Genomic DNA, 24,500 nt, shown 5'->3' with positions numbered 1-24,500 from the left:
ATGCAGCGACCACGCACCCAGACCGTTATCGCCACCGCCTGGATTCTATTCTGGCTGCTGATGATTTCCACTGCGGTGCAGGAGTATTTGCGCGACCATCATCACGATTTGTGGAAGCCGGTGCTGTGGGAATCCTCGTCGGCGCTGACCGGCACCCTGCTGCTGCTCGCGCAGCGGCGCTTTACACGCAAGTACGACGCGCTGATCGCCACGCCCGGCCGCTGGTTCCTGCGCCAGTTGCCATGGTTGCTGGTGTTCTGGACGGCTTTCGTGCCAATCGCGTTTGGCATCCGGCACGCCGTGTATGCGCTGGCTGGGCAGGAGTACCCGCACGAGGGCTGGCTGCAGGTCTACCTGTATGAAGACATCAAGATGACGGTGTACTTCTTCATCTTCGCCACCATCGCCTTCGGCCTGCTGTCGTTCCGCGCCATGCAGGAAGAACAGCTGCGGGTGGAGCGCGCCAATGCCTCCTTGCGCGAGGCGCAGTTGCTGCGTCTTAGCCAGCAAATGCAGCCGCATTTCCTGTTCAACGCGCTGAACACGATATCGTCGCTGATGTATAGCGATGTGGCGCGCGCCGATGCGATGCTGATCCAGCTGTCGGACGTGCTGCGCGCCACGCTGGACGTAGGCGAGCGTCATCTGGTGCCGCTGGAGACCGAGTTGCGCCTGCTGCGCGGCTACGCGGCCTTGATGAGCGAGCGGTTTTCGGATCGCGTGAGCATCGCCTGGCAGATCGACGATGCGCTGCTGGCCTGCGCGGTGCCGGTGATGAGCATGCAGCCTTTGTTGGAGAATGTCTTCAAGCATACGGTGGAAAAGCGCCGCCAGCCGACCGCCATCACCATCTCCGTCCAGCGCGACGGCGATACGCTGGTACTACGGCTCGATGACGACAGCGGCCACCTGCCCGATGCCGCGACTCGCGAGGCTGGCGCGGGCGGCATCGGCGTGCGCAATTTGCGCGAGCGTCTGGCAGCGCTGTACGGCGAGCGCGCATCGTTCGCGCTGACTTCATTGTCGCCGGCCGGGGTGCGGGCGGAACTGAGGCTGCCATGCGCATCCTGATTGTCGACGACGAGCGTCCGGCGCGTGACAAGCTGCGGCACCTGCTGTCGCTGGAGCCAGGCATCAGCGACATAGAAGAAGCGCGTGATGGCGTCGAAGCACTGGAACGTCTGGCCTCTTTCGCGCCCGACCTGCTGCTGCTCGACATCCAGATGCCGGAAGTGACAGGGCTCGACGTCGCCGCCTCCCTGCCCTCGCCGGCGCCGCTGGTGGTGTTCGTCACCGCCTACGACGAATACGCCATCCGCGCCTTCGACGCCAACGCCATCGACTACCTGCTCAAGCCCTACGACCAGATTCGCCTGCAACGCGCCCTGCAGCGCGCCCGCGAACGCCTCGGCCAACAGCATGCAGCCACCGTCCTGCCGGCGGTCACCCAGTTGCTAGTCCCGGAACGCAACGGCACCCGCATCGTCAAGGTCGACCAGATCCAGTGGATAGAAACCGCCGATAACTACGTCATCCTGCACACCGCCGACGGTGAACCGCTAATCCGCCAAACCCTGGCCAGCCTGCTCGACAAACTCGGTCCACGCTTCATCCGCTGCCACCGCCGCGCCGCCGTGCAGCTGGACTGGGTGACCAGCATCGTCAACCTCGACAAAGGCGACGGCGAACTACTGCTGCGCGGCGGCGCCCGCGTCCCCTTGAGCCGCCAATACCGCCCCGACGTCGCCACCCGCCTCGCACTGTGACAATCCGAGGATTGAACCAGAAGCACCTGAAACAAATCGTTACACAACACGGCTGGCCCGCCATCAGCATGATCGGCAAGGACGGCGCCGGCGCAGCCTGGGTCCCGGTTCCACGTTAACCCTGCCTAAAGTGGGGTTGTGGCGCGCTGCCGTCCAAGCCACAATATTTAGCAGGCAAGCGGCCGTTATTTACTGGTGTCAATCGAACGCCAGACTCATCTTGAAACTGCCAGAATCGCGGCTGAGGCAAGGTGTCAGCCCTGCGCGATCTCGCTTGCCTCGCCCATTCCGATCAACTCTCATGCGAGGACAGATTGCGACTCCCACTTATCCCCCCAAGCGAACTCACTCCCGAGCAAAAACCGCTGTACGACGACATGCGTAAAGGCATCGCCAGCAACTTCAACGCGTTCAAGGTCGAACGCGAAGATGGCGCCCTGATGGGGCCATGGAACCCGTGGTTGCACGAACCGCAGATCGGCAAAGCGATCTGGGATCTGACGTTAGCGATGACCGCCAACGCCACCCTGCCCGACAACGTGCGCCAGATCGCCATCCTGGTGGTCGGCGCCAGCTACGATGCCGCCTACGAACTGTACGCCCACGTCGCCGTGGCCGAGCGGGCCGGCATGTCGGCCGAGCGGCTGGCGGCGCTGGTGGCGAACCTCAAGCCGGTCGACCTGTCGAAGGAAGAAAACGTCGCCTTCGACTTTGCCTACAAGCTCAGTCGCGGCGGCACGCTGCCCGAACCGCTGTACCGGCTGGCCATCGCCACCTTCGGCCAGCACGGCACCAATGAGCTGATTTACCTGGTCGGCCTGTACGCGCTGGTGTCGACCACGCTGAACGGCTTTAATGTGCCAGTGCCGGAACGCGAATAACTCCACCTTTAGAAAGAGAACATCATGAGCATCAAGGACAAAGTAGCTGTAGTCACTGGCGCCGCCAGCGGCATCGGCAAGGAAATCGCCACCGTGTTTTTCCAGAACGGCGCCAAGGTCGTCATCGCCGACTTGAATCTGCAATCGGCCCAGGCCACCGCCTCCGAACTCGATCCCTCCGGCGAACGCGCGATTGCGGTGGCGATGGACGTCACCAATGAAGAACAGGTGGAAGCCGGCATCGCCGCCGCCGCCGACAAACTGGGCGGCATCGACGTGCTGATCTCCAATGCCGGCATCCAGATCGTCGCCCCGATCGAATCGTTTGCCTACGCCGACTGGAAGAAACTGCTGGCCATTCACCTGGACGGCGCCTTCCTCACCACGCGCGCCTGCCTGAAGCGCATGTATGAGCAAAAGCGCGGCGGCAGCATCATCTACATGGGATCGGTGCACTCGAAGGAAGCCTCGGTGCTGAAAGCGCCGTATGTGACGGCCAAACACGGCCTGATTGGCCTGAGCAAAACCGTGGCCAAGGAAGGCGCCAAGCACGGCGTGCGCGCCAACGTGATCTGCCCCGGCTTCGTGCGCACGCCGCTGGTCGAAAAGCAGATTCCGGAACAGGCCAAGGAATTGGGCATCAGCGAGGAACAGGTCATCAAAAACGTCATGCTGAAGGAGACCGTGGACGGCGAATTCACCACCGTCGACGACGTCGCGCAGACCGCGCTGTTCCTGGCCGCCTTCCCGACCAACGCGCTGACCGGCCAGTCAATTGTTGTCAGCCACGGCTGGTTCATGCAGTAAACATCCGACTCGCCCCACGCGGCGCCCGTTTCGCCCCACAGCGCTCGACGGCCGCCGCGCCGCTCCTTAGTCTGGCTATATCGACAAGGAGCCGCCCATGAATCATCAACGCCTGTACTTCCTCGACTGGATCCGCATCTTCGCCTTCTGCCTGCTGATCTTCTACCACACCGGCATGTACTACGTGAGCTGGGACTGGCACGTCAAGAGCCCCTACGCCAGCGATGCCATCGAACCGCTGATGATACTGTCCTCGCCATGGCGGCTTGGATTGCTGTTCATGATCTCCGGCGTCGCCACCGCCTTCATGCTGCAAAAGGTGCGGATTGGTGCGCTGCTGCGGCAGCGCAGCTGGCGGCTGCTGGTGCCGCTGGTGTTCGGCATGTTCGTCATTGTGCCGCCGCAGGCTTACCTGGAAGTGGTGGAAAAAGTCGCCTACCAGGGCAGCTATGCGGAGTTCATGCGCCTGTATGTCGCCCGCTACCACGGGTTCTGCCGCAGCGACGATTGTCTCATCATGCCGACCTGGAATCACCTGTGGTTCGTGGCCTACCTGTGGGTCTACACCATGGTCGCCGGCCTTGCCGCCTGGCTGCTGGGCGCACGCCTGGGGCGCGTCAGTGATGCAGTGGGCCGCCTGCTTGGCGGCTGGGCCATCGTCGCACTGCCGGTGGCGGTGATGGCCGTGGCGCGCATGACGCTGGCCGATCACTACCCCAGCACCCACGCGCTGGGAGGTGACTGGTACAACCACGCACAGTATGGCTTTCTGTTTGCGCTGGGCGTGCTGCTGGCGACGCAGACCGGCTTCTGGGCGCGTGTCGAAACGCTGCGCTGGACCGCGCTGGGCCTGTGGCTCGCCAGCTGGGCGCTGCTGATCTGCTACTGGTCAATACCGGAGGCACTGGCCAACACGCCGGAAGTCCAGCAATGGCGGCCAGTGATGCGGGTGGTGTACGCACTGTGCCAGTGGACGCCAATCCTGACCGTGTGCGGCTTCGGCCACCGCCACCTGAACTTCGACAGTGCCAAGCGACGCTATCTGACCGAAGCCGTGTTCCCGGTCTACATCCTGCACCAGACGCTGATCGTGGTGATGGCGCATGCGCTCAAGCCGGTCAAGCTGGCGCCCGGCGTTGAGGGCGCGATATTGATCGTGCTGACCTTCGCCATCAGCTTCGGCACGTTCGAAGTGGTGCGCCGCATCGCCATGCTGCGCCCACTATTCGGTCTTACTTCACAAAAGTCAGCGTATACGCCGCAGGCCCAGGCAGCAGCGGCGACTCCCGCCCGGTGAGCCAATCGATGCGGCCATCCAGGAACCACGGCGACAGCGGATGGGCGCTCTGGCCACCGGGCAGGTTAAGGATGCCCTGCTCTTCATGGCCCGGCGACACGCTCAAGCGCTCGGACTGGCCGAAGTTCGGACCGGCGACACGCGGCATGTGCTGATCGCCCGGCAGCTGGTCAGCCGGCACGCGCAGGTATTTGCCCAGCAGCGGAATCGAGGCCGCCATCGGATGCGCGCTGGTGGCGGTGTTGCGCTGCCCCCAGGTTGCGGCCTTGAGCGGTTGGCCGTCCTTGGTCAGGTCCGCGACCACGCGGTCCAGCGCCGCCAGCTGTAAGGCTTGCCAGTCGGCGTATTGCGGCGGCAGCCAGCCGGCCGGCTGCTGGTCCAGCAGCTGCGCCAGCACCACCGGCCAGCGCGCGCTGACCGAGGCCATGGTCGATTTCGGATCGATCTTCGCCAGTTCAGCATTGGCGTTTTCGTAGACGATGTCGTACACCGCGTACATGAAGCCACGCGTGATGCGGTAGCCGACCGAGTCGACGCTGGCCTTGCCATCCCAGCTATCCTTCAGTAGCGCCAGCGCTTCGGCGCGCTGCGCGTTGCCGGCGACGGCCTTGGCATCCAGCGCGGCCAGCGCGCGCTCGCGCCAGGCGCTCAAGAACAGCGCGCGGTTATCGAGGCCGATGGCGTAGACTTTTTTCACATCGGTTTTCGCGCCCAGCGCCGCCAGGTCGTCACGCACCTGATGCGTGCGCGCGCCGAGGTCAAAGCCGCCGTCACCGATTATCTGCGCCCCATCTCCGGCCAGTTGGCGGCTGTTAGCGGTGGCAACGTGGCCGGTGCCGGGATTGACCACTTTCGGATAGTCGGCCGGCGCCAGCCAGCCTTGCCACACGCCGGCCGCATCATCGGCGCTGAGCGGATAGGTGGCGGCCACGCCGCCAGTAACAGCGCGGCGCGGCAGCGGGCCGGCGATGGTCCAGCCGATGTTGCCCTTATCATCGCCGCCGACAAAGTTCTGTGCCGGGACGCCCATGGTGGGCGCGATCGCCAACGCCTGCTCCAGCGTGTCGGCCGACTCCAGCTTGCCAAGGTTGAAATTGACGGCGCCCGGCAGATGCGCGGTCCAATGCACCGCGTAGCTGTGGCCCTGCGATTCACGGATCGGTCCCAGCGAGGTTTCGCGCACCGCCAGCTTGACCGCCGGCGCGCCTTTAACCAGGATGGTCTCTTCATTGACAGCCGGCGTCTCCCAGCCGGCCTGGGTGCGCACCTGGCCCGGTTTGGATGGATCGCTGTCCAGCGCAATCAGGTCGACGTAATCGCCATAGCTGTTGGTGAAGCCCCATGCCACATGGCCGTTGCTGCCGACCACAATGAACGGTGCACCAGGCAGCGTTACGCCGACCATGCGGCGCTGGCCGCCCTGCCCGTCCGGGAACTGCAGCGCGGCGCGATACCAGATCGCCGGCAGCTGGATACCAAGGTGCATATCGTCCGCGACGATGGCGGCGCCGGTGTCGCTGCGCGCGCCCGACACGGCCCAGTTGTTACTGCCGATGGTGTTGAGGAATTCAGCCTGCGCCACCTTGGCCACAACCGGCGCGTCGGCGGCTTTCGGCTTGCCCCACCATGCCGGCGGCGCGGCAGGTATCGCCATCTCGGCGGCGGCGATGTTCTGCGCGTCGAGCGGCGCATCCCATGGCGTGGAGGTCGGCGCCAGGAAGGCGCGCTGCTCTTCGCTGGCGTGGTCACGGAACCAGCCGCGCGCCAGTTCGCGCGCTTCCTGGTTGCCTTGCAGGTCGAAGTACATGGCCCAGATCACCAGCATGGTGTCGGCCGGCTCCCAGTCGCGCGGCGACATGCCGACCAGCGCGTATTCAAATGGACTGAACCTGAGCCCATGCAGCCCATCGTTGACGCCGGCCACGTAGCGATCCAGCAGCGCGCGATCGGCGGCTGGCATGGCTTGCACCGCCAGCTGGGCACGGGCGCGGAAGCGGTGGAAACGATGCGCTTTATCGACCGGCAGCGCGCGTTCGCCAAACAGCTCGGCCAACTCACCGGCGGCCACGCGGCGCAGCAGATCCATCTGGAAGAAGCGCTCCTGCGCGTGGACGTAACCGGTGGCATAGGCGACGTCGCCACGGGTGCCGCCGCTGATGAGCGGAATGCCATGCGCATCGCGCGCCACGCTGGCCGTGGTTTGCATGCCGACCGCGTGCCGCAAGCCATCCAGCTGCGCCAGACTACCGCGTAAATACAGCCAGCCGCCGGCGACCGCCAGCAACACCAGGCCAACCACGATCAACAGCACACGTCTGGACCACACCAGCAGCCGGTTTTTTTGCATTGCCATCCTCATTGTTATTAGCGACAAGCTGGCAATAGTGCCAGAGAGAGGCGGCAGCGGCAATCGGCAGATTAGAGGAACAACTCCCAGGTCTCGTTGACCATATCATGGCCGAAGGCATGCACCGGCTCTTCGGCCACCAGTTGATAGCCCTTGCTCTGATAGATGTGGCGCGCTTCCTTTTGCTGGTCCGTGGTCCACAGCCGCATTTTGCGGTAGCCGGCGGCGCGGGCGAACTTGTGGCACTCGTCCACCAGCCGCGAGCCCAGGCCATAGCCGCGCGCCTGCTCTTCCACCAGCAGCAGCCGCAGTTTGGCCACGCCCTCTTCACCGCTGTCCGCCAGCGCGACACAGCCAACCGGATGGCCCGCCATCTCGGCGATCCAGCAATGCTCGCGCGCCGGATTGAAGTTGCGCTCGAAGTCGGCGCAGATCTGGCCGACCAGCGTTTCGAAGCTGCGATCCCAGCCCTGCTGCTGTTCATACAGCTCGCCGTGACGGCGCGTGATCCAGGCCATGTCGCCGGCGCGATGCGCGCGCAGCACGAACGGCTGCGCGTACTTCATGCCGCTCTGGCGGTCCAGCAGTTCGCGGATGGTGTGCATCGCGTCCAGCATGCGCAGCTGATCCGGTTCATCGAAACGCGACAGCATATCGCCCACTTCCTCGCGCGAGCGACGGTCCAGCGGTTCATAGACTGCACGTCCCTGCTCGGTCATGTGCAGCAGCTTGGCGCGGCCATCGGTGGCCGATGGCACCTTGGCCACCAGCCCGGCGCTTTCGAACTTGGCGACGATGCGGCTCAGGTAACCGCGATCCAGTCCCAGGTCGCGGCACAGCGTGGCGGATGGCTGGTCGCCATGGTGGGCCAGCTCGTACAGCACGCGCATTTCGGTCAGCGTGAATTCGCTGTGCAGCAGCCCTTCGCGCAGTACGCCGATCTGGCGCGTGAAGAAGCGATTGAAGGAACGGACCGCGGCAACGCGGTCACTGATAACTGGGGCGGGCATGCGGACTCCATGGAACGGCAACCAGCGCATTTTGCGGTACATTGCTGACTGAGTCAACAAAGTGTCGCACCTGCGCACACCGATGCGCCTTTCGCGGCCAGGAATGTTAAAGTAAGCACAACGTCGACTATGCGGCCATCGCGCCGTCCCTCGCCATGTTAGCTGCGCCGATTCCCGACAACGACAGCGACCGTCTCGCCGCCCTGCGCGAGATGCTGATCCTCGATACACCGCCTGAAGAACGCTACGACAAAATCGTGCAATTTGCCGCGCACGAGTTTGACGTGCCGGTTGCGCTGATTTCACTGGTGGACGAGAACCGCCAGTGGTTCAAGGCCCGCGTCGGCGTCGACGTGTGCCAGACCGATCGCGACGTCTCCATCTGCGGCCACGCCATTCTGCAGAGCGATATCTTCGTGGTGCCCGATGCGCGCATCGATCCGCGTTTTGCCGACAACCCGCTGGTGGCGGGCCCGCCCAATGTGGTGTTTTACGCCGGCGCGCCGCTGGCGATGCCCAACGGGTACGTAATCGGCACGCTATGCTTGATTAGCCAACGTCCACGCACACTGGATGCCACCGAACTCGCCATCATCTCGTCGCTGCGCGACCTGCTGGTGGAGGAACTGACCGCTTCCACGGAGGCCCCGCATGCCTGAAAGCGCGAACAAAGCATTGAACATGCTGCTGGTGGAAGAACAAAACCTGCTGCGCAAGACGGTCGCGTTGACCGCGCGCTCGCTGGGCATGGGCATCGTGCACGAAGCGGCCAACCTCCAGCAGGCCGACCGCATGCTGCGCGAACGCGCCTACCATGGCGCGGTGATCTCAATCGATTGCGGCGCCAACCCTGAGCACAAATACAATCTGGCCTTGCTGGATAAGGTACGCAACGGCTTGTCCGCCAGCGACGCTCACATGCCGATTGCCGTGATGGTGGATCAGGCCACGGCGGACCTGATGCGGGAACTGCGCGAGCGTCAGATCAACCGCGTCATCCTCAAACCCTTCCGCGCCAAGGTGCTGCTGGAAGCGTTTGAGGCGTTCGGCGCCAAGCCCGCGCCGGGATAGGCGTCAGTAGATCGCCTGCGCCACCTCGCGCACGGACTTGAGCAGCAGCTCGGCGCCGGGCGACAGGATATGGCCATCCACCGTGATGATGCCGAAAGCGTCCATCCGGCACGGCAGCTCGATTGGCAGGATGTTCAGCACACCCTGCGATTCGTAATACTTGGCCACCGCGATCGGCATCACATTCAGCGCGTCGGTCTGCTGCAGCAGCGGCTTAATAAGCAGCACCGCCGTGGTGTCGACCACGTTGACTGGCACTTCCAGGCCGGCGCGGCGGAACATCAGTTCACAGCGTGCGCGCAGAATCGAGCCTTGCGGCGGCAGGATCCACGGCTGGTTGGAGATGTCGCGCAACTGCAGATTCTTCGACTTCATCAGCGGATGGCCGACCCGCACCACCGCGCAAGCCGGCTCGTCGCCCAGCTCTTCGTAGCTCAGCCCCGCCGCGCTTTCGCGCTCCGGAATCCGGCCGATCATGAAGTCCAGCCGGCCGCGCTGCAACTGCTCCAGCAGCACGTTGGACTGTTCCATCTCCACGCCCACGCGCAGCTTGGGCGCCTGCTGCTTGGTGCGGGTGATCGCTTGCGGCAGCAGCGCGATCCCCGGCGTCATGATGGTGCCGATGTCGACCTGGCCACTCAGGCCAGCCTTGATGGCGACGATGTCCTCGTGCGCCAGCGACAGGCTGGTGAGCGCCATGCGGGCGTGGCGGATCATGGTCTCGCCGTAAATGGTCGGCTCCATGCCGCGCGGCAGACGCTCAAACAGCTGCACGCCCAACATCTCCTCCAGATCCTTGAGCTGCTTGGACGCGGCGGGTTGCGTCATGTGCAGCTCTTCGGAAGCACGGTGGATGTTGCGTTGTTCGTCCAGCGCGATCAGCAGCAGCAGCTGGCGCGTTTTCAGGCGCGCGCGCAGGAACCAGTTCGGATTAGTGTCCATATTTTTATGATATCACGATCGATATTGAAGACTGAACAATATCGTTGGAATCGATATCACTTGCACGCAGCACTAGGATTGGCCGCCGGGCCTTCCTTGGTCTGCTTGATGAACGGAATGGTGCCGTCGGCGTTGTAGCTGAACTCCTCCACCGCCACCGAACGACGATACTCGCCGCCACCCGGCAGTTTGGCGTTGTGGTAGAAGATGTAGTTCTTGCCGTTGAAGGCGATGATGGCCTGGTGGATGGTCTTCACCTTCTGGTTCTTGGACATGATCACACCCTGGTACTTCCATGGGCCGGTGGCGGTTGGACCGGTCATGTACGCGGTCTCCTCGGGGAATTCGCGCGAGTACGACAGGTAGTAGGTGCCGTTATGCTTGTGCAGATACGAGGCTTCGGTGAAGCGCTCCACGCCCACGGTGTGGATAGGCCCATCCAGCTCGGTCATGTTCGGTTTCAGCTTGGCCCACTTCAGCACCGAGTTGCCCCAGTAGAGATAAACCTGACCATCGTCGTCCTGGAAGATGGCGGGATCGATATCGTCCCAGGCGATGTTCGATTCCAGCGTCATGTCATTGGTGATCAGCGCCGAGCCGCGTGCGTCGACGAACGGGCCTTCCGGCTTGTCCGACACGGCGACGCCGATGGCGCGGCCTGGAATGCTGGCGTGATCGACAGTGGCGTAGAAGTAGTACTTGCCATCGCGCTTGGTGATGTCGGCGGCCCAGGCGTCGACTTTACCGATCGCCCATTTGAAGGCTGACGGCGCCAGCGGCGAACCACGGTCGGTCCAGTTCTTCATGTCGCAGCTGCTGTAGACGCGCCATTCCTTCATCACGTAGTCTTTGTCGGTGGCCGTGGCCTGGTCGTGACCGACGTACAGATAGACGGTGCCGTTGTCCACCAGCGCGGCGGGATCGGCGGTGAACAGTTTCGGGAACAGCGGGTTGGCCGCTTGTACGGCGCCGGCCAGCAAACTCGCCGCAGCGGCGAAAATCAGACTCTTTTTCAAAATGCTCTCCAATGTTTATCGATTTATTTTTTATTCGTACGCAGCGACATCAGGCGCTGTACCACGCAGAAGATGAACAGCAGGCCGCCGATCACAATCTTGGTCCACCACGAGCTGAGGGTGCCGTCGAAGGCGATCAGCGTCTGGATGGAACCCAGCACCAGCACGCCCGTCAGCGCGCCGGCCACATAACCATAACCGCCGCTCAGCAGCGTGCCGCCGATGACCACGGCCGCAATCGCATCCAGCTCGGTGCCCTGCGCATGCAGACCGTAACCGGACAGCATGTAGAACGAGAACAGGATGCCCGCCAGCGCGGCGCAAAAGCCGCTGAAGGCATAGATCAACACCTTGGTGCGCGCCACGCGCAGGCCCATCATCAGCGCCGATTGCTCGTTGCCACCGACCGCGTAGATGGCGCGGCCGAACGGCGTGCAGTGCGCGACGTAGATGGCGGCGGCCAGCGTCACCAGCGCGATCACGGCGCCCGGCGAGATGAAGCAATCACCGATCGGCAGCTGGGTTTGCGACAGCGCGACGAAGAACGGGTCTTCGATGGTGATCGAGTTAATGCTGATCAGGTAGCACAGGCCGCGCGCCAGGAACATGCCGGCCAGGGTGACGATGAAGGGCTGCAGCTTGAAGTAGTGGATCAGCGCCCCCATGGCGGCGCCGAACAGCGTGCCAATGGCGAGTGCGATCGCGATCACCACCAGCGGATTCCAGTGCCAGGTTTGCAGCATGTAGGCGCAGATCATGGTGGTCAGCGCCAGCACCGAACCGACCGACAGGTCGATGCCGCCGGACAGAATGACGAAGCTCATGCCGATCGCGATCACCAGCAGGAAGGCGTTATCGATCAGCAGGTTGAACATCACCTGCAGCGACAGGAAGCCGGGATAGGCCGCGCCGCCCACCGCCAGCAGAATCACCAGCAGGAACACGGTGATCAGCGAGGTAAAGTACGGCGACGAGGTGATCGAACGGGCCGGCAGGCCGGCGGCGGTAATCATAGTGCTCATGATGCTTAACCCTTCGCGCGGGCCGGGAAGGCGCGGCGCCACATGGTTTTGAATTCAGGCGATTGCGATACGCAGACCAGGAACACGACCACCGATTTGACCACCATATTGACTTCCGGCGGCAAGCCTAGCGAATAGATGGTGTAGGTCAGGGTCTGGATGATCAGCGCGCCGATCACGCTGCCGGCCAGGCTGAATTTGCCGCCGGCCAGCGAGGTGCCGCCCAGCGTGACGGCCAGGATGGCGTCCAGCTCCAGCAACAGGCCGGCGTTGTTGGCGTCCGCGCTCTTGATGTTGGAGGTGATCATCAGCCCCGCCACGCCGGCGCAGGCGGCGCAGAACACGTAGACGAAGAAGATCAGCACTGCGGTCTTCAAACCGGCCAGGCGCGCGGCCACCGGGTTGATGCCGACCGACTGGATGAACAGGCCGAGCGCCGTCTTACGCAGCAGCAGCGCGGTGACGATGAACACCGCCGCCACCATGTAGAGCGAGAATGGCAGGCCAAACAGATAGCCGCTACCGAGGAAGAAAAATGGCTGATAGTAGACGGTGATGATCTGGCCATCGGTCAGCAGCTGCGCCAGGCCACGGCCGGCCACCATCAGGATCAGCGTGGCGACGATGGGTTGCAGGCCCAGGCCGGCGACCAGCGCGCCATTCCAGGCGCCGCACAGCAGTGCCACGCCCATGGCGGCGGCCAGTGAGAGCCACATCGGCGTGTTGGCCACGTATTCCGGGGTGCCGTTGTTCATGACCATGGTGCCGCCGATCAGCATGGCGGCGACGGTGCCGCTGATGGCGACGGTGGCGCCGACCGAGATGTCGATGCCGCGCGTGGCGATCACCAGCGTCATGCCGATCGCCGCAAGAATCAGCGGCGCGGCGCGGTTGGCGATGTCGATCAGGGCGCCGTACAGGTGGCCGTCCTTGATCTCCAGATGGAAGAAGCCCGGTACCATGAACAGGTCGATCAACAGCAGGATCGCCAGTGCGGCCAAGGGGCGGAATAATGGATGTTGCACGAACATAGGCATACTGGCTTTGGTTGGGGCGGCGGCGCGCGCGACTGGGCTATGCATGCTGGTCTCCCGCCGCGATCACGTGCAGCACGGTGGTTTCGTCCAGCGCGCCGCGCGGGTATTCGCCGCCGGTTTTGCGGTCGCGCATGACGACGATGCGGTCGCTGACGCGCAGCACTTCCGGCAGTTCGGACGAGATGAACAGAATCGACATGCCCTTCTTGCACAGCGCCGAGACGTAATCCATGATTTCCTGCTTGGCGCGCACGTCGATGCCACGCGTCGGTTCGTCCAGGATCAGCAGTTTGGGATCGGTCACCAGCCAGCGCGCCAGCAGCACCTTCTGCTGGTTGCCGCCGGAGAGCGAGCCGATAGGCGTTTCGATGCTGGCGGTCTTGATGCCCAGCGCTTTCACATATTCTTCCGCCAGCTGCTGCTGACGTTTCAGCGGAATGGCGCGCATGATGCCCATGCGGGCTTGCAGCGCCAGGATCAGGTTTTCGCGCACCGACAGTTCGAGTATGGCGCCTTCATGCTTGCGGTCTTCCGAGCAGAAGCCGATGCCGGCGGCGATCGCATCGCGCGGCGTCGACAGGCTGCGTTCCTTGCCTTCGATGGTGATGGTGCCACTATCCGCCTTGTCGGCGCCGAACAGCAGGCGCGCCGCTTCGGTACGGCCGGAACCCAGCAGGCCGGCAAGACCCAGCAGCTCGCCCTGGCGGATCTCCAGATCCATCGGCTGCAGCGCGCCCTTGCGGCTCAAACCGACCGCGCGCAGGAAGGACTGGAAGCGCGAGCCGTCCGCCTTCGCCTGGCCCGCCGCTGCGGCGGCATCCGCGCGCGTCGCCGTGCCGGCCGCCTCGGTCGCGACCACCGCGCCGACCATCTTGTTGACCAGATCAACGCGCGACAGGTCTGCGGCAAGGTACTCCCCTTCCCGCTCGCCGTTGCGCATGACGGTGATGCGATCCGAAATCGCATAGGTCTGATCGAGGAAGTGAGTCACGAACAGGATCGCCATGCCCTGCTCGCGCAGGCCACGCAGAACGCTAAACAGCAGATCGACTTCCTTCTCATCCAGCGAGGAAGTCGGCTCGTCCAGAATCAGCACCTTGGCCGACACCAGCAGCGAGCGCGAAATCGCCACCATCTGCTGGATCGCCAGCGGATAGCTGGCCAGCGGCAGCGTGACGTCGATACGAATCTGCATCCGCTCCAGCAGCTCGGTGGCCTGCTTCGTCATGTCGGCCCAATCGATGCGGCCAAACTTGCGCGGATAGCGGCCTATGAAGATGTTCTCCGCCACCGACAGATTCGGGCAAAGATTCACCTCCTGATACACCGTGCTGATGCCATGGTTCTGCGCATCCAGCGTGGACTGCGGCTGAATCGCCTGGCCGGCCAGCACAATCTGGCCATGGTCCGGCGCATACACACCGGTGAGCACCTTGATCAGCGTGGACTTGCCGGCGCCGTTCTGGCCCATCAGCGTATGCACTTCACCGGGATAGAGATTGAGCGACACGCCATTCAAAGCCTGCACACCGGTGAAGGCTTTGCTGATGCCGCGCAGCTCCAGCACCGGGTTCTGGGGTGCGGAAGAGAGAGTCATCATCGGTATCAGTATTTACGGTTTGGGAATTCCTTGGCCGCGGTTTCGGCCGGGAATACGCCTTCCTGGGTCACAACGCGCTTAGGTACAGGCTTGCCGGCGGCGACATCCTTCGCGATCTGCATCAGCTGAGGACCGAGCAGCGGATTGCATTCCACCGTCACGTTCAGCTTACCGGCGATCATGGCTTCAAACGCGCCCTTTACGCCGTCGATCGAAATCACGATGATGTCCTTGCCCGGTTTGAGGCCGGCTTCTTCGATCGCCTGAATGGCGCCGATCGCCATATCGTCATTGTGCGCATACAGCACGTTGATCTTCTTGCCTTCGGCTTTCAGGAAGGCTTCCATCACTTCCTTGCCCTTGGCGCGGGTGAAGTCACCGGTCTGCGAGCGGATCACCTTCAACTTGGCATTGCCGGCGATGACTTCTTCGAAGCCCTTCTTGCGGTCCAGCGCTGGCGCGGAACCGACGGTGCCTTGCAGTTCAACGATATTCAAAACGGCATCAGGCGTTTTCTTTTGACGCTCTATCAGCCAGCGGCCGGCGCGGCGGCCTTCTTCCACAAAGTCCGAACCGAGGAAGCTGACGTACAGTGAAGGATCGCTGACGTTGACAGCGCGGTCGGTCAGAATCACTGGAATGTTGGCGCGTTTTGCTTCGCGCAGCACGGTGTCCCAGCCCGATTCCACCACCGGCGAGAACGCGATCACGTCAACGCGTTGAGCGATGAAGGAGCGGATGGCCTTGACCTGGTTTTCCTGCTTTTGCTGGGCGTCCGCGAACTTGAGAGTGATGCCCTCTTTCTTGGCGGCGTCCTTGATCGATACGGTATTCGCGGTGCGCCATTCGGATTCGGCACCCACTTGCGAGAAGCCGATCACCAGCGGCTTGGCGGCGAAGGCGGATGGGACGCTCAGGGCGAAGGCGGCGGCCAGGCCGGCGGACAATACGGTACGGCGATTGCATGTCATGGCATGTCTCCTGATAAGGTTTTTTATATTGTTTTCCGGGTCCATACTATGAGGAAAACAAATATCTATCCAATGATATTTTTACAGTCTTCAATATCATTTTTAGTATGTCAGCGCAGCAGCCGCAGGCCGTACAGCCCTCCAGCCACCGAACCGTCGCGCGCAACGAACTTGACTACCAACTTGCCAGCCACTGCGGCGCCAGCGGGTATCGGGTAATCGCGGGTATACAGCTCCTGGGGCGCGCTGGCGTCCAGGCGCACTTCTGCCAGCAGCTTGTCATTGATCAGGATATCGAAACGACGGCCCGCATCCAGTTTTGAATATGTCAGACGCAGGATGCGCGCTTCGCCTTTTTTATCGGTCAGGTCGTAGCTGAACCAGCTGGTGGCATGGCGCCAGTGCTTGCCCTTGTTGATGCCGGCGTCCGCGCCCTCGGCCTTGAAGAAGTGGTCGGACTCGGGCTGTTGTTCGCCGGGCGCCACCTGGTCGATGGTCTGCGCATCCAGCGCCAGGCGCTCCTTCTCGTCGCGCGCGGCCTGCTCGCGGCGCTGGTTCAGATCCGCAGGTGTCGAGTACGGCCAGTAGATCATGTAGCGCGTGTCGTGGACGCGGAAGAATGGCACGAAGGTGGTCGGACCGCTTTGCGTCGCCTGCACCAGCCCGGGGGCGGTGAAGGTCAGCGGGCGACCGGGCACTGGACGGAAGCGGTTGGCGAAGGCCGTGCTGTCGCTGACCAGCACCGGTGCCTGCTCCAATGGCACCACCGGGCCGCTGGCGATGTGACCCATGCGGCTGTCGTCGGCCAGGTAGTTCAGCTGCTCGCCGGGGAAGGGATTGGTTTTCGCCGCCAGCACCACAGGGCCGTGCAGTACCGCGTAGTAGCTGGATTTGTCGGGCATCTGCTCCAGCCGGGTTTTCATCGGCAGCTGGATTTCGACCTTGTCGCCATCGCGCCATGCGCGGCGCACGTTGACATAGCGGTCGGCGCCGATGGCGGCGGCCACCTGTTTGCCGTTGACGGCGATGCGCAACGCACCTTGCTCCACCCATTCCGGATAGCGGATCTTCAGCGTGAAGGTCTTGTTGCCCTTGATGGTGATGGTGCTGCGGTCTTCATCCGGGAAGCGGTTAGACTGGCGGATTTGCACTCCCTGCTCGCGCCAGTCCAGCGTGGACGGGATGAACAGGTTGACGTACAGCTGATCGCCCTTGTGGGCGTAGATGAATTCTCCGTACTTGGCGTGGCTTTCGAGGCCAGAACCCACGCAGCACCACATCGCTTTCTGCGGCTGCGAGTAGACGCGGTAATGATTCGGCCGCATCGGCGTGAAGTAGACGAAGCCACCGCTGTCCGGGTGCTGCGAGGACAGGATGTGGTTGTACAGCGCGCGCTCGTAGTAGTCGGCGTAGCTGGCTTTGGCGTCACCGAGGAACAGCAGCTCGGTGAGCTTGAGCATATTATAGGTGTTGCAGGTTTCCGGGCCTTCGACTTCCTCGATCATCGGCGAGAAGTCGGCGCTGTCGTGGAAGTGCTCCTTGACGCTATTGCCGCCGATGGCGACGGTGCGGTGATCGTGCACGGTCTGCCAGAAGAATTCCGCCGCCCTTTGCCAATCCTTGCGGCTGGTGATGTCGCCGATGCGCTTGAAGCCGATGACTTTTGGGATCTGCGTGTTGGCGTGCAGGCCGGTGAGCTGGTCCTTGTTTTCTTCCAGCGGGCGCAGGATGGCCTGGTGTGAGAAGCGGATCGCCAGGTCCATGTATTTCTGCTGGCCGGTCATGTGGGCGACGTCGGCCAGAACTTCGTTCATGCCGCCGTGTTCGGAGCGCAGCATGGATTGCATCTGTTCTTCGCTGAGGTGCGAGGTCAGTTCCAGCGTCCAGTCGCACAGGGCGATCAGCATGGCGCGGGCGTCTTCGCTGCCTGCGTAGAAGTAGGCGTCGCGCAGGCCGGCGTAGGTTTTGTGCAGGTTATACCAGGGCACCCATTTGCCGTTGACGGAGAAGTTATCGGCTTGTAGCTTGCCTTGGGCGATGTCCTGCCACGCGCTGACGCCGCCGGGGATGCCGCCGATGTAACCGTTGCCGTTGGCTTGCTGGCAGCGCTTCAGCTCCGCCACGTAGTAGTTCAGGCGTTTGAGGACTTCGTTGTCGCCGGTGGCGGCGTACATCAGTGCCAGTGCGGACAGATAGTGGCCGCCCATGTGGCCATCAAGTCCGGTGGATTCCCAGTTGCCGTAGCTGGGCTGCTTGAGCGGCAAGCCGGCTTCGCGCAGGAATGGCGCCAGCAGACGGTCTGCGTCCAGCGACAGGATGTAACGCAGATCGGTCTGCTGGGCCGCCAGGAAGGGGCTGGGGCCAAGGCGCACGGTGCTGAGCGGGAACAGCGCGACCCGCGCATCTTCCGCAGCGGTCGACGGGCCGCCAGCGGCGGCGGCCATCGCCGCGAGGCTGCTGACCGAGGCAACGCTCGCTGCGGCGCCGGTCGCCAGCTTCATTGCGCGGCGACGCGCCGGGTGGCGGGGCCGCGCGGCGAGGTCGCTATCGGCAGCGGTACCCGAGCGCGCGCCGGGGTTGCGCTGGACGGCCATTATTTCGCTGGCAGCAGATTGCTGCGGTATTTGTTCAGGTCCGCCTGATCGACACTCGGCCAGCCGGCGGCGTCGAACTTCATTTCCATGATCTTCAGCTTTTGCAGGTAGTTGTCGGCGGTTTCGTAGGCGTGCAGGACCAGATAGTCTTTACCATCGAAAGTGTAGGCACTGTTATGGCCCAAGCCTTTCCAGTCCTTGTCGCCAGCGATCAGCAGCGAACCGCCGCCCTTCACCATGTCGACGCCGTTCTTGTCCAGATACGGCCCGGTCACCTCTTTCGAGCGGCCGACCATCACATGGTAGGTGCTGTCAGCCTTCTTGCAGCACAAGCCGAACGACACGAACAGATAGTAGTAATCGCCCTTCTTGAAAATAAACGGCGCCTCGATCTCGCCCGGCCCCGCCTTCGTGGTGGCAGCCGCCTCGCCGCTGGTGCGGCTGGCGATCGCATGCCACTCCTGCGGCTCGGCCAGACCAGTCCAGTCCTGGTTCAGCTTCACCAGCTTCAAGCCGCTCCAGAAGGAACCGAACGACATCCAGGCATTGCCTTTGCCGTCTTCAATCACATTCGGATCAATGGCATTCCAGTCGTCGCGCACCGGCACCGACTGCAGCACCATGCCCTGGTCCTCCCATTTGTAATCGGGAGAACGCGGGTTCAGGGTTTTATTGACGGTGACGCCGATGCCGGACGTATTTTTTCCGAATCCCGAAACGGAGTAATACAGATAGTATTTCCCGTTATGGAACTGCACATCCGGCGCCCAGATATGATCGTTGAACGTGGGCGCTGCCTGCTTCGCCCACACCGGCTGGCCCTTGAACACGCGGCCTTCCGGCGTCCAGTTGATCATATCCTTCGAGCTGTAGAAAGTGATACCCGGCCCCGTGCTGTACACGTAGTAGGTATCGCCTTCCTTGGCCATTACCGGGTCGTGCACATCCACCTGCTTGGCCGCACAACCCGCCATCACCAGCGCTAACGCCACCGTCGATAAAACATACTTCATAACTTACCTCGTCAATTAACTGCCGGTGCGGGCGCCCCAGATCGAAATGCCGTCCACCGACTGCGCCGTCCAGGTCACCACGAACGCGCTGGCGTTGGTATTCCACTGGCGCGACAGCACACCCACGAACGTCCCGGTGGTTCCCAGCGTCAGCGTGATCTTGTTGCTGCCATTATGGGTCCAGGTACCGGTTGCGGCACCGGTCACCGTACCATCAGACGCCAGCACCACATTCGAAGACGTCTTGATGGTGGCAGAGATGTCCTTGCCATGGTTGATCATCTTGTAGGTACCCACCGCATCGGCAGCCGTAACATCCGCCGACAACGTGGTCGAATTCAGGCTCAATGGCGCGTAACGGAACGGCGCGATCACCGGCCAGCCATCGGCATTGATGAAGAACTCGTGCACGCGAATCTCATGGTACTCGCCCTGGCTCGGGAAGCGAGTATGGAAGATGATGAAGTACTTGCCGGTGGCGGCCTCGTAGATTGCCGAGTTGTGGCCCGGCGAAACGTAACCCACCGCGGTGCCGGTCTCGCCGGTCGCCAGTTGCCACTGGTAGTTCCCCATCAGCTTTTGCGCATACGGCGTGACCGTGGCGTCGTCGAACAGCGGCAGCGCCGGATTCGCCTTGACGTTGGCCATGTCGTTGCCCTTCGCGTCCAGATAAGGACCGTCCGGATTCAGCGAGCGCGATACGCGGACGTTGTAGCCACCGGTCGAATCCAGCCCGCCGAACGAGACGAACATGTAGTAGTACTTCGACTCGGGGCTGTAGATCACATACGAGCCTTCGATCCGCGCGTGGTTGCCGCCGATCAGATGCTTGCCGTAGCCCTGGCCAGCCTTCTGCAGGCCGGTGGCCGGGTCCATCTCCAGAATGAAGATACCGCCCGAGTACGAGCCGTAAATCATCCACAGCTTGCCGGCCTGGTCGAAGAAGGTATTCGGGTCAACTACGTTCGGCATGGTCAGTGCGTCGTAGATGGTGACGCCATCCTCGCCCACGCCGCCCCAGTTACCGGACTTCAGCAGGATTTGCTTGTTGACGTACGGGCCTTCCACGCTGTCCGCCACCGCCACGCCCAGCGCCGAGCGCGGGGAATCGCCCTTGCAGGCGCAGTAGTAGTGGTAGAACTTACCGTCGGCCAGCTTGACCACATCCGGCGCCCACAGGTCGGTGACCTGCGCCCAGGTGAAGGTGTCGGCCAGCGCGGTGACGACGTTGTTGAACAGCGGATTGGTAGCGGTAACGCCGTCCGCGATCTTGGTCCAGTTCATCAGGTCCGTCGACTTGGCGGCGGCCAGGTGCGAGCCGAACACGTAGTACGTGCCATTGACCTTGATGACCGATGGATCGTGCACCGAAGCGTTGGTGAACGAAATCGTGGTCGGCGTCGGAGTTGGAGTAGGCGTCGGCGTCGGCGTTGGGGTCGGCGTTGGCGTAGGAGTCGGGGTTGGCGTCGGCGTGGCCGACGTACTACCACCGCCGCCACCACCGCAACCTGCGAGCAGCAGCGCCACACCACCGGCAATCGCCTTGCGGCGCGAGATCAGAATTTCATCCATGCTTTACTCCACCGCCACCACGATCACGGCCTTGGCCGGGATCTTGACAGTCAACTTGCCATCCGCGCCAGCAGCGGCACTGAATGGCGCTGGCTTGATCGCGTTAGGCGCCTGGAAGGTGTTATGCGCATCCGTCGCGGCTGCGGTCAGCACATTGCCTTTCACCGACTTGATGGTCTGGCCAGGCACGTTCAGCGCCACATCCGCTTCCTTGTTCGGATTGGTGTTCACCAGCGCCAGATACAGCTTGCCATCGGTGCCGCGCGCGGCCGATGCGCTGATCTCAGGTACCTTGACCGCACCCACGCTGTAGTCCGGATTGTTCTGCAGCGTTACCGGCAGCGAGGTCGCATTCTGGAACGGCACGTACATCTGGTAAGCGTAGTAAGTCGGCGTGACGATCATCTTGTCCTTGTCGGTGATGATCATCGCCTGCAGCACGTTCACCATCTGCGCGATATTCGTCATGCGCACGCGGTCCGCGTGGGCATGGAAGATGTTGAAGTTAAGCGCAGCAACAACCGCATCTCGCAGGGTATTCTGCTGAAACAGGAAGCCCGGATTGGTGCCCTTCTCGACGTCGTACCAGGTGCCCCATTCGTCCACGTAGAAGCCCAGCTTCTTCTCTGGATCGTTCTTGTCCAGGATCTCGCTGTTACGCTTGATGTGGTCTTCCATGTGCAGCGTGTTGGCCAGGGTCGAGATCCATTCGTTTTCCTGGAAGCCGGTGGACGCGCCCTTGCCTTCCCACTTGCCGGTCGGGATGGTGTAGTAGTGGAAGCTGATGCCGTCAGTCTGCTTCTTCAGCTGCTTGCTCAGGGTGTCGGACCAGGTGGTGTCGTTGTCGTTGCCGCCGCTGGCGATCATCTTCGGACGATACTGCTTAGGCGCGCGCAGGAAGGTCTCAACCTGCTTGTACAGATCCGAGTAGTACTGCGGGCTCATATTGCCGCCGCAGCCCCAGGCTTCATTACCGACCGCGAAGTAAGCCACCTTGAATGGCTTTTCGTGACCGTTTTTGCGGCGCATATTGGCCAGCGTCGATTTGCTGTCGGAGGTCATGTACTCGATCCACTCCGACATCTCTTGCGCGCTGCCGGTGCCCAGATTACCGTTGACGTAAGCATCGGCACCCAGAATTTCCACCAGGTCGAAGAACTCGTGCGTACCGACAGCGTTCGATTCATCCACGCCGCCCCAGTTGGTGTTGACCTTGACCGGACGCTTCTCACGCGGGCCGATACCATCGCGCCAGTGGTATTCATCAGCGAAGCAGCCGCCCGGCCAGCGTACCAGCGGCACGTGGATGGCTTTCAGCGCGCCGACCACGTCGTTGCGCCAGCCCTTGGTGTTAGGGATCTTCGATTTCGGACCGACCCAGATACCTTCATAGATACCGGTGCCCAGGTGTTCGGCAAACTGGCCGTACACGTCCTTGTTGATGACCGGGCCAGGCTTGGCCGCGTCAATGGTGAGGTTGACCGCTTCGGCAGCGAACACGCCGCCGGAAGCCATCAGGCACAGCGCCAATACGCCGCGTTTGATTGGGTTCATTCTCAGTCTCCTGTTTTATAGTTGGATGACAAAGCCGCCATGCGGCTTGACGGTTACTGCTACTTTCTTGCCGGCGGCAATGGCGCGCTGGCTGAAACTGCGGGCCTGCGCGCCATCGGTGAAGATGACGCCCTGCTTGCCGTTGACGAAGGACAGGTCCAGCGTCAGCGTTTTTTCTGCATCGGTGCCGTTGATGCCGGCGATGTACCAGGTATTGCCGGCGCGACGCGCGATCACGGCATACTTGCCGGGATAGCCATCGATGAAGCGGCTGTCATCCCAGCTGCGCGGCAGTTCACGCAGGAAGCCTTTGACGTAGTCCGGCACCGTGGCCATGCCATCCGGCGTTTCAGCGAAGTGCTGGATGCCGGACAGGTACAGTACTGAAGTGGCCAGTTCAAAACCGTTGGTGCTGGCGCGTTTGATGTTCGGGATGTCGCCAAACACCATCGGCGTGAAGTCCATCGGGTCGAACAGGTTGCGGGTGAACGGCAGCATGGCGGCGTGCGACGGCATCGCGTCCTGGTCCTTCTGTTCGAAGGTGGTGTACTCGAAGCCCCTGATGGCTTCCATCGTCATCAGGTTGGGCCAGGTGCGTGTCCAGCCGCGCGGCAGCGTGGAGCCGTGGAAGTTGATCAGCAGGCCGGCATCGGCGGCGTCACGCAGGATGTCGGTGTAGTAGGCGATCATGGATTGGCCATCGCCGCCGAAGAAGTCGATCTTCAGCCCCTTGATGCCGATTTCGCGCAGCCGTTTGAATTCCTGCACGCGCTGCTCATGCGTCAGCAGCTGGCTTTTTGGCGTGTACTCGGTTTTGTTCCAGGCGCCGGACGAGTTGTACCACAGGATCAGGCCCACGTTCTTGCTTGCGGCATAGTCGGCCAGCTGCTTGATCTTGTCGTAGCCGATGTTGCGGTCCCAGTTCACATCAATCAGCGTGTAATCCCAGTGCATGTCGGCCGCGTAGTCGACGAAGCGCTTTTGCACGTCGTAGACGATGGAGTCGTCTTTCAGGATAGCCCAGCTCCATGAGGCGTGGCCCGGCTTGACCAGCGACGGGTCGAAGGCGATGGCCGGCGCGGCCAGGTCGGTGCCCAGCGTGGAATTGGTGACGGTGGCCAGCGAGCCCAGTGCCAGCACGCGCCACGGCGACGTCAGTGTGCCCTCCACTTCCGCCATTAAGCCCTGGTTGGTAAACACCTCGGCCGCCATCGGATTGCCGATGCTGTATTTGCCGCCGCTGCTGTCCTGCGCCAGGCGCGATGCCTGCCAGCTGCCGTCCATATTGGCTTCCGAGATGGCGACCCAGTTGGCGCCGCTGCGGAACAGTGCAGGGAATACCCAGCCGGCTTCGGTCGGCGATTTGGTGCCGACCGCGATCTCTTTCTGGTAGTGCTCTTCGTACGATGGATTGCTGTTGCTCCAGCCGGTTTGCGCCACCGACATCGGCTGCAGCCAAGCCTTGGCGCTAGCAGCGAAGGCAAAGGTGGTGTGTTCCTGTACCAGCTTTTTCAGCGGCAGCGACGGTTCAGCGACCACATAGCGGAACGCCACGCCGTCGTTCGACACGCGGAACACGATGTCCATCTTTTGCTGTTTGGTGTTCTGCAGCGTCCAGCTTTGCTCGTTGGCGCGGTAGGTGATGTCCTTGCGTTTACCGACCGCCATCTGGTAGTGGTCTTCGACCGCGTGCGATGGCGTGGTGGCCACGACCGAGAGTTCGTTAGTCAGGTCGGCGCCGGCCAACTGCAAGCCGAGGTCAGATGCCAGCAGCACCGGTTTGCCGTCACGCGCGATGGCGTAGGTCAGTTTGCCGTCGGCTTCGCGCACGGTGACGGCGATATGCTTGTCGGGGCTATACAGCGCCGCTGCGGGGGCCGCAACGGCAGATGCGGCGGCGCAGGCGGCCGCCGTGACGATGAGTGTCTTCACCATGTTCCTACCATTTATCGATGGTTGATCTACCCCGCCGCTTCTGGTGCGGTGTCTCCGGGGGCGAA

The 24,500-nt window shown here is 62.6% G+C and carries 20 protein-coding genes; 7 read left to right on the top strand and 13 right to left on the bottom strand.

The genetic code is table 11. The features are described 5' to 3' along the window. The 5 genes from GJ699_RS11350 to GJ699_RS11330 all read left to right on the top strand — a co-directional run bounded on the left by GJ699_RS11350 (nt 1) and on the right by GJ699_RS11330 (nt 4,751). A complete protein-coding gene (locus GJ699_RS11350) occupies nt 1-1,071 on the top strand; it encodes a sensor histidine kinase (protein ID WP_154376192.1) in 1,071 nt (356 codons plus the stop codon). Continuing rightward, on the top strand, nt 1,059-1,766 hold the full coding sequence (locus tag GJ699_RS11345) for a LytR/AlgR family response regulator transcription factor (protein WP_154376190.1): 708 nt from the start codon (nt 1,059-1,061) through the stop codon (nt 1,764-1,766). Before GJ699_RS11350 ends, GJ699_RS11345 begins: the two co-directional genes overlap by 13 nt. Before the next feature lie 314 nt (nt 1,767-2,080). Next, nucleotides 2,081-2,647, top strand: coding sequence for a carboxymuconolactone decarboxylase family protein (locus tag GJ699_RS11340; RefSeq protein ID WP_154376188.1), 567 nt, complete (start codon nt 2,081-2,083; stop codon nt 2,645-2,647). Between the two features lie 24 nt (nt 2,648-2,671). Then, a complete protein-coding gene (locus tag GJ699_RS11335) occupies nt 2,672-3,454 on the top strand; it encodes a 3-hydroxybutyrate dehydrogenase (protein WP_154376186.1) in 783 nt (260 codons plus the stop codon). 97 nt (nt 3,455-3,551) lie between these two features. Continuing rightward, nucleotides 3,552-4,751: an acyltransferase family protein gene (locus GJ699_RS11330; RefSeq protein ID WP_154376184.1), complete on the top strand. Its 1,200-nt coding sequence runs from the start codon at nt 3,552-3,554 to the stop codon at nt 4,749-4,751. Here the strand turns inward: GJ699_RS11330 and GJ699_RS11325 are convergent. Both GJ699_RS11325 and GJ699_RS11320 read right to left on the bottom strand, forming a co-directional pair. Next, nucleotides 4,687-7,104 (bottom strand): penicillin acylase family protein, encoded by a 2,418-nt coding sequence (locus GJ699_RS11325; RefSeq protein WP_195763521.1) that lies wholly within the window; start codon nt 7,102-7,104, stop codon nt 4,687-4,689. The genes GJ699_RS11330 and GJ699_RS11325 overlap by 65 nt on opposite strands. A gap of 65 nt (nt 7,105-7,169) precedes the next feature. Next, on the bottom strand, nt 7,170-8,108 hold the full coding sequence (locus GJ699_RS11320) for a bifunctional helix-turn-helix transcriptional regulator/GNAT family N-acetyltransferase (RefSeq protein WP_154376181.1): 939 nt from the start codon (nt 8,106-8,108) through the stop codon (nt 7,170-7,172). Nucleotides 8,109-8,263: 155 nt separating this feature from the next. Here GJ699_RS11320 and GJ699_RS11315 point away from each other — a divergent pair, with 155 nt between their 5' ends. Next, entirely contained in the window at nt 8,264-8,767 is a 504-nt protein-coding gene (locus tag GJ699_RS11315) for a GAF domain-containing protein (protein WP_154376179.1), read from the top strand. Further along, on the top strand, nt 8,760-9,179 hold the full coding sequence (locus GJ699_RS11310; protein ID WP_154376176.1) for a response regulator: 420 nt from the start codon (nt 8,760-8,762) through the stop codon (nt 9,177-9,179). The genes GJ699_RS11315 and GJ699_RS11310 overlap by 8 nt, the downstream gene beginning before the upstream one ends. A gap of 3 nt (nt 9,180-9,182) precedes the next feature. Here GJ699_RS11310 and GJ699_RS11305 read toward each other — a convergent pair whose 3' ends face one another. The 11 genes from GJ699_RS11305 to GJ699_RS11255 all read right to left on the bottom strand — a co-directional run bounded on the left by GJ699_RS11305 (nt 9,183) and on the right by GJ699_RS11255 (nt 24,435). Continuing rightward, a complete protein-coding gene (locus GJ699_RS11305; protein ID WP_154376174.1) occupies nt 9,183-10,121 on the bottom strand; it encodes a LysR family transcriptional regulator in 939 nt (312 codons plus the stop codon). Between the two features lie 56 nt (nt 10,122-10,177). Continuing rightward, nucleotides 10,178-11,137, bottom strand: coding sequence for a glycoside hydrolase family 43 protein (locus GJ699_RS11300; RefSeq protein WP_154376172.1), 960 nt, complete (start codon nt 11,135-11,137; stop codon nt 10,178-10,180). A 23-nt stretch (nt 11,138-11,160) separates the two neighbouring features. Continuing rightward, entirely contained in the window at nt 11,161-12,159 is a 999-nt protein-coding gene (gene yjfF, locus GJ699_RS11295) for a galactofuranose ABC transporter, permease protein YjfF (protein ID WP_371867532.1), read from the bottom strand. Nucleotides 12,160-12,164: 5 nt separating this feature from the next. After that, on the bottom strand, nt 12,165-13,241 hold the full coding sequence (locus tag GJ699_RS11290) for an ABC transporter permease (protein WP_154376170.1): 1,077 nt from the start codon (nt 13,239-13,241) through the stop codon (nt 12,165-12,167). After that, nucleotides 13,234-14,793: a sugar ABC transporter ATP-binding protein gene (locus GJ699_RS11285; protein WP_154376660.1), complete on the bottom strand. Its 1,560-nt coding sequence runs from the start codon at nt 14,791-14,793 to the stop codon at nt 13,234-13,236. Before GJ699_RS11285 ends, GJ699_RS11290 begins: the two co-directional genes overlap by 8 nt. Nucleotides 14,794-14,801: 8 nt before the next feature. Next, nucleotides 14,802-15,767, bottom strand: coding sequence for an ABC transporter substrate-binding protein (locus GJ699_RS11280; RefSeq protein WP_154376168.1), 966 nt, complete (start codon nt 15,765-15,767; stop codon nt 14,802-14,804). A gap of 110 nt (nt 15,768-15,877) precedes the next feature. Further along, nucleotides 15,878-18,361 (bottom strand): beta-L-arabinofuranosidase domain-containing protein, encoded by a 2,484-nt coding sequence (locus GJ699_RS11275; RefSeq protein ID WP_308495513.1) that lies wholly within the window; start codon nt 18,359-18,361, stop codon nt 15,878-15,880. Then, nucleotides 18,361-19,374 carry an arabinan endo-1,5-alpha-L-arabinosidase gene (locus GJ699_RS11270; RefSeq protein WP_154376166.1) on the bottom strand — a complete coding sequence of 338 codons (1,014 nt, stop codon included), beginning with the start codon at nt 19,372-19,374 and terminating at the stop codon, nt 18,361-18,363. Before GJ699_RS11270 ends, GJ699_RS11275 begins: the two co-directional genes overlap by 1 nt. A gap of 15 nt (nt 19,375-19,389) precedes the next feature. Then, nucleotides 19,390-20,946 (bottom strand): glycoside hydrolase family 43 protein, encoded by a 1,557-nt coding sequence (locus GJ699_RS11265; protein ID WP_154376164.1) that lies wholly within the window; start codon nt 20,944-20,946, stop codon nt 19,390-19,392. A 3-nt stretch (nt 20,947-20,949) separates the two neighbouring features. After that, nucleotides 20,950-22,500, bottom strand: a complete 1,551-nt coding sequence (locus GJ699_RS11260) for an alpha-N-arabinofuranosidase (protein ID WP_154376162.1) — start codon at nt 22,498-22,500, stop codon at nt 20,950-20,952. Nucleotides 22,501-22,515: 15 nt separating this feature from the next. Continuing rightward, nucleotides 22,516-24,435 carry a glycoside hydrolase family 97 protein gene (locus tag GJ699_RS11255; RefSeq protein WP_154376160.1) on the bottom strand — a complete coding sequence of 640 codons (1,920 nt, stop codon included), beginning with the start codon at nt 24,433-24,435 and terminating at the stop codon, nt 22,516-22,518. Between the last annotated feature and the right edge of the window lie 65 nt (nt 24,436-24,500).

The sequence above is a fragment of the Duganella guangzhouensis genome, from assembly GCF_009674535.1.
GTDB classification, from domain to species: Bacteria; Pseudomonadota; Gammaproteobacteria; order Burkholderiales; family Burkholderiaceae_D; genus Rugamonas; species Rugamonas guangzhouensis.
Note: the sequence above shows the minus strand (reverse complement) of the source record. Positions and strands in the feature narration are given on the sequence as shown.